We start from the raw sequence: 6,507 nt of genomic DNA on the forward strand, positions 1-6,507 counted from the left end.
CCTCGCCGCCGGGCTCGCCGTCCTGGTCACCGGGCGCGCGGTTCTGCCACGCGCGGGCGAGGTCGGCGCTGAGGACGCGCCAGGACACGCCGTCGACAGCGAGGTGGTGAATGGCCAGCAGGAGGTAGCCGGGGCTGTCCGGGCCGGCGTCGAACCAGACGGCCCGGACCATGTCCCCGGTGAAGGGGTTCAGGTCCCGGGCGGCCGTGCGCCGGTGTTCGGCCACGACGGCGAGCGCCTCGGAGTCGGCCGATCCGGCGATGTCCACGCGGCGCACCAGGCCCGCGGCGTCGACGGTGCCGGGCGCTGCCGTGGTGAGGGTCCAGCCGCCGTCGTCGTCCAGGGCGAGCCGGGAGCGCAGCATGTCGTGGCAGTCCAGCACGGCCCGCAGGGTGGAGGTGAGTCCTTCGCCGTCCAGGCCGCCGGGGGTGCGCAGCAGCATCGACTGGTGGAACCGCTCGACGGGGCCGCCTCGGCCCGCCAGCCAGCGCATGATCGGCGTGAGCGGGATCTCTCCGATGCCGGAGTCGGCCGTCTCGGCGACCGCGTGGTCCTGGATGTCGTCGGCGGCGGTGGCGAGGGCGGCGACCGTCTTGCAGGTGAAGACGTCCCGCGGGGTGAAGCGCAGGCCCTCGGCGCGGGCGCGGGAGACGAGTTGCATCGACATGATGCTGTCCCCGCCGAGCGAGAAGAAGTTGTCGCGCACGCCGACCCGGTCGAGGCCGAGGACCTCGGCGAACAGCCGGCACAGGGTTTCCTCGCGCGGGGTGCCGGGCACCTGGGACAGGTCCGCGGCCGCTCCGTAGTCCGGGGCGGGCAGGGCCCGCTTGTCGGCCTTGCCGTTGGGGGTCAGCGGCATCTCGGCGAGCGCCACGACGGCCGAGGGCACCATGTACTCGGGGAGCCGGTCGCCCACGGACAGCCGGGCCTTCTCCGGGTCCACCTCGTCGCCGCTCCTGGCCACGACATAGCCGACGAGGCGCCGGTCGCCGGGCTTGTCCTCGCGGACCACGGCCACGGCCTGGGCCACGCCGGGGTAGTGGCGCAGCGCCGCCTCGACCTCGCCCAGTTCGATGCGGAAGCCGCGCACCTTGACCTGGTCGTCGGCGCGCCCCAGGTACTCCAGGCAGCCGTCGGGCGTCCATCGCGCCAGGTCGCCGCTGCGGTACATCCGTTCGCCGGGCGCGCCGAAGGGGCAGGCGACGAACCGTGCCGCGGTGAGGCCCGGCTGGTTCGCGTACCCGCGGGCCAGGCCCGGCCCGGCAACGTAGATCTCTCCCACGACGCCCGGCGCCACGGGCGAGAGGGTGTCGTCCAGGAGGTACACCCGCATGTCGTCCATGCCGCGGCCGATCCGGCTGCTCGCGCCCTGGAACGCGTCGTCCCGGCGGAGCGGGAGCTGGGTGACGTGCACGGTAGTCTCGGTGATCCCGTACATGTTGATCAGTACGGGCGCGTCGTCCGTGTGGCGCTCGTACCAGTCGGTCAGCCGTCCGAGGTCGAGGGCCTCGCCGCCGAAGGCGACGGCGCGCAGGGCGAGCCGGTCCCCGATGGCGGGCGACTGGCGGTCCGCCTCCAGCAACTGGTAGAAGGCCGACGGCGTCTGGCTCAGGATGGTGACCTGCCGGTCGGCGAGCAGCTGCAGGAACTCATGGGCCGAGCGGGTCACGGAGTGCGGCACCACCACGAGGCACGCGCCGTGCAGCAGCGCGCCCCACATCTCCCACACGGAGACGTCGAAGGCGTAGGAGTGGAACATCGACCACACGTCGTCGGAGGTGAAGGCGAACTGTCGCGCGGTGGCGGTGAACAGGCGGACGACGCTGTGGTGGGGGATCATCACGCCCTTGGGCCGGCCCGTCGAGCCGGACGTGTAGATGATGTACGCGGGGTGCTGCGGGCGCAGCGGCGCGGTCCGCTCGGCGTCGGTCAGGGGCGCGGCGGACACCTCGGCGAGCGACCGCAGCGTCTCGGGGTCGTCGAGGGACAGTACGGGCGTCCCCTCGGCGTCCAGTTCGGCGCCGGCCGACACCAGCAGCGCGGGGCGCGAGTCCTGGAGCAGGAACTGGATGCGCTCCGGCGGGTAGGCGGTGTCGACCGGGACGTACGCCGCGCCCGCCTTCACGACGGCGAGGACGGCGGTCACCATCCGCGTGGACCGGGGCAGCGCCAGGGCGACCCGGTCCTCGGGGCCCACGCCCCGTGCCACCAGGAGCCGGGCGAGGCGGTTGGACCGTTCGTCCAGTTCGCGGTAGGTCAGCTCGTCGTCGTCGCAGACCACGGCGGTGTGGTCGGGGTACAGCGCGGCCTGCCGCGCGAACACCTCGGGCAGCGTCGTCGCGGGGCCCTGCTCGGTGCCGCCGGTGCCGTTGGCGCTGTCCATGCCCTTCGTGTTGCCGGCTCCGTCGGTTTCGCCGGTGCCCTTCGTGTTGCCGGTTCCGTCGGTGCCGCCGTTCCACCGCACCAGCATCCGGTGCCGCTCGTCCGGCGACAGGATGTCCGCGCGGGCCACGGCGGCGTCCAGGTCGAGCCCGGTGAAGGCCCCCAGGAACCTCTGGTACCGCTGTTCGAAGCCGGCGGCCTCCTCGGCCGTGTACATGTCCGGGTTGGCTTCCACGGTGATCTCGAGACCGTGGCCGTCGGTCCGGTCGTACAGGAGGAAGGCCAGGTCGTCGGTGGCGCTGCCCGAGACGTAGTGCGCCGTCGCGGGGTGGCCGGCGAACGCCACGTCGTAGCGGAACCGCATGATGTTGACGCGGGTGGTGAACAGGCGGTCCTCCTCCCCCAGCGCGTTCAGGTCGCGCCGCAGCCGCCCGTAGCCGTACCGCTGGTGCGGCAGGACCTCCTTCAGCTGCCGCGACACCTGCCGGGCCAGCTCCCGGGGGGTCGCGTCGCCGGGGACGGAGAGCCGCAGCGGGACGATGTTCGAGAGCATGCCGGGGGTGGTGCGCCGGCGCTCGTCGAGCCGCGCCGCCACCGGCAGCCCCAGCACCATGTCCCGGGCGCCGGTCAGGCGCTGGACGAAGGCGGCGGTCGCCGCGACGGTCATCGCCGTGACGGACACCTGGGCCTGTGCCGCCATGGCGGCCATGCGGTCGACGACCGCCTGCGGTGCGTGGCTGGTGGTGGTCAGCGACAGGCGCACGGGGGCAGCGGCCCGGGTCGAGAGGCTGACCGGCTCGGGGCGGTCGCGCAGGTACTCCGCCCAGAAGGCGCGGTCCTCGTCGTGGGCCGTGGAGGCGCGGTACTCCTCGTCGGCCGCGACGAGTTCGCGCAGCGGCGCGAAGGGCGAGGGGCCGGGGTCGCGCCCTGCCGCGAGGTCGGTGTAGATCTCCGCCGCGCGCCGGGCGAGCAGGGGCATGCTGGCGCCGTCGGCGACGATGTGGTGGTAGCGGTGGGCCCAGAGGAAGCGGTCGTCGGCCAGCTTGATCAGCAGGAACGCGAAGAGCGGGCCGTGCGCGAGGTCGAAGGGGCGCTCCGCGGCCGTCCGGACGAGCCGGCGGGCCAGCGCCTCCCCGTCGGCGGCGTCGCTGAGGTCCTCGGTCTCCAGGGACCAGTCCACGTCGGGCTGTACGACCTGCCGCACTCCCCCGGGCTCGTCGACGAACCGGGCCCGGAGGGTGTCGGCCTCCGTGACGAGCCGGCGCAGCGCCGCCTCGAAGAGCCGGGTGTCGAGGGGGCCGCGGATGTCGAGGTATTCCGTGACGTTGTGGGCGGTGCGGGTGGCATCCAGGTGGTGGGCAAACCATATGCCCGACTGGGCGTCGGTCAGCGGCAGCTGATATCCGTCTGCGGTGTGCATCAAGAGCCTCGCCTTGGTACGGCTGTTACGGGATGTACGGGGGTGTACGGGGTGGTGGCGGCGTCCACGGGGGCGTTACGGCGCGTGGTCGCGGCACGCGGTAACGGTGCGTCACGGCGGTGGCGCCGCCGGGCGCCGGGGACGGCGCGGGAAGGTCAGGAGCCGCTGTCGGCGGTGGCGAGGCTCCGGGGGCGCATGTCGTCCCAGTGCGACTCGATGTACGCCATGCAGGCGTCGCGGTCGCTCTCCGGGAGCGCCACGGTCCAGCCGGCGGGAGCGTCAAGGAAGGACGGCCAGAGCGAATGCTGCCCTTCGCCGTTCACCAGCACGGTGAAGCGGCCGTCTGCGGTGTCGAACGGGTTGTTCACGTCGTCATGCCTCGGTGGGATCGGCCAGATCGCGCGGCGGCGAATGCCGCCGCCCTGTCTGGGTCATCCGAGGCTAGGTCGGAGTGATCAACGGGAAACCAACGCGAAGTCAACGTGCCCGGAGCCGCGCCGCCCCCGTACTCCCGTGGCCCCGAGCCGGGCGCGTCAGGACGGCTCGGTCAGGGCCACCGGGGCCTCCACGACGCCGCGGGCATCGGTCAGTTCCAGCTCCAGGAACAGACGGGAGGCCAGCCGCAGGTGTTCCCGTGCCTCGGCCTCCTCGCCGAGCGCCCGCAGGACGGAGCCGAGCACATGGTGACTGCGCCCCGTGATGAGGTTCTCCTGGACGAGGGTCGCGCGGTGGACCGCGCGGCGGGCGTGGTCGAGGGCGGCGGCGCGGTCGCCCCGGGCGAGCAGCACGTCGCCCAGCCGCCACAGGCACTCCGTCTCGATCCGCACGTGTCCGCTCGCCGCGGCCCGGTCGAGGACGTCCGTGTACAGGTGCGCGGCCCGGTCGAGGCGGCCCGCCGCCCGGTGGCTGTCCGCCTCGGTCACGATGACGTTGAGCAGCCACTTGGCGTCGTCGGCCTCGGTGAGCACCGCGGCCAGCTCGCGGCACTGGTCCCCGATGCGGTCCAGGTCCGCCGGGTGCCCGGCCTCGGCGACCTCGACCTGGAGGAGAACCGTCCGCCGGCGGGCGAGCAGCCGCCGGTCCCCACTGGCCTCCGCCAGCGCGACCGACATCTCGGCGTGGGTGCGGGCGGCCGCCAGGTCGCCCCGGTGCTGGTGCAGCTCGGCGAGCATGGAATGGGCGAAGAGGACGGCGAGGAACCGCCGCGTGCTCTCCCCGGGCCAGGGCCCCTCCCCGAAGAGGTCGATCACCGTGAGCAGATGGGCGCGCGAGCGGTCGAACGAGGAGTGGTTGCGGAGAATGACCCCGGCGCAGTACTGCGCCGTGCCCACGACGCTCGCAGGGCACCGGGCCCGGGCCGTCGCGTCGACCAGTCTCTCGGCCGCGCGCGCCGCGGTCACCAGCGGCACGGAGTCCTCGAAGCAGGGCAGCAGGGCCAGGATGTCCGTGGCGAGGGTCAGCGTCCGCTCGTCCCGCGTGGTGGCGGCCTGCTCCGCGAGCGCCGCCAGGGTGGGCAGCGACGCCCGTATCCACTCCACCGCCGCCGGCCCGCGCCCCACATCGGCACCGGCCGACCGGCGGGGGGCGATCTCGTGGGTCAGGGGTTTCGCCAGCGGCTGGGTCTGCTCCACGGCCGCCACGACGCTCGCGCACATGAAGTCGACGGCGTGGCGCAGGATGCGGACGCGGTCCGGTTCCGCCAGCCTGTCGTGCGCGCGCCCGCGCGCGTACGCCGCGACCAGGTCGTGGAAACGGTAGCGGCCCCCCGAGACGGCCTCGACGAGGGCGACGTCCACCAGGAACTCCAGGGCGTCCTCCGCGTCCCTGGCGGGGAGGTCCAGCACGGCCGCGGCCTCCGGTACGCCCCACTCGTGCCAGTGCGGGACCGCCATGGCCAGGAACGCCCGCGCCTGATCGGCGTCCAGTTGGGTGAAGGACAGCTCGAACACCGCCTCCACGGCCAGTTCCCCGGCGCGCAGCTCGCCCATGAGCCGGCTCTCGTCGGAGACCCGCTCCAGCAGTGTGGCGACCGACCACGCCGGGCGGGCCGCCAGCCGCGCCGCCGCGACCCGCAGCGCGAGCGGCAGGTATCCGCAGACGGCCGCCAGCTCCGCGACGGCCGTGGGCTCCTCCCGGACCCGGTCGGGTCCCGCGATCCTGCCGACGAGTTCCACGGCCTCCCCCGGGCTCAGCACGCCGAGCCTGACCACGGCCGTCGCCGGCATCGCGGTGAGCGACCGGGCCGTGATCAGCGCCGCGCACCGGCGCCCTCCCGGCAGCAGCGGCTGGACCTGGGCGACGCTGTGGGCGTTGTCGAGCACGACGAGCACGGAGCGGCGGCAGACGACGGAGCGGAAGAGCGCCGCGCGGTCCGCCTGCCGCACCGGGATGTGCTCGATGGGGGTGCCCAGGGCGGTGAGGAAGCCGCCGAGCACCTCGTTGGGGTCGGCCGGCTGCCCGTCGGCGCCGCGCAGGTCCACATAGAGCTGGCCGTCGGGGAAGCGGTCGGCGACGGCATGGGCGACGTGCAGGGCCAGGGAGGTCTTGCCCACCCCGCCCATGCCGGTGACCACCACGAGGGTGTGGGCGTCGCGGTCGGCCAGCACGCCGCTCAGCTCCGCGACCTGCTTGCGCCGGCCGGTGAAGTCCGGTGGCGGTGCGGGGAGTTGGGCGGGAGCCTCGGGCGGCAGGGGCGGGGCCTGGAC

At 74.1% G+C, this 6,507-nt stretch carries 3 protein-coding genes; all 3 read right to left on the reverse strand.

The features are described from left to right. Nucleotides 1-3,802: amino acid adenylation domain-containing protein (locus ACSNOD_RS26875; protein WP_436769655.1), on the reverse strand; the 3,802-nt coding region annotated here is incomplete at its 3' end. 155 nt (nt 3,803-3,957) lie between these two features. Then, entirely contained in the window at nt 3,958-4,170 is a 213-nt protein-coding gene (locus ACSNOD_RS26880; protein WP_436769656.1) for an MbtH family protein, read from the reverse strand. A gap of 165 nt (nt 4,171-4,335) precedes the next feature. After that, on the reverse strand, nt 4,336-6,507 hold a 2,172-nt coding region (locus tag ACSNOD_RS26885; RefSeq protein ID WP_436769657.1), incomplete at its 5' end, for an NB-ARC domain-containing protein.

It is taken from the genome of Streptomyces sp. URMC 123 (assembly GCF_051386515.1).
Lineage (GTDB): Bacteria > Actinomycetota > Actinomycetes > Streptomycetales > Streptomycetaceae > Streptomyces.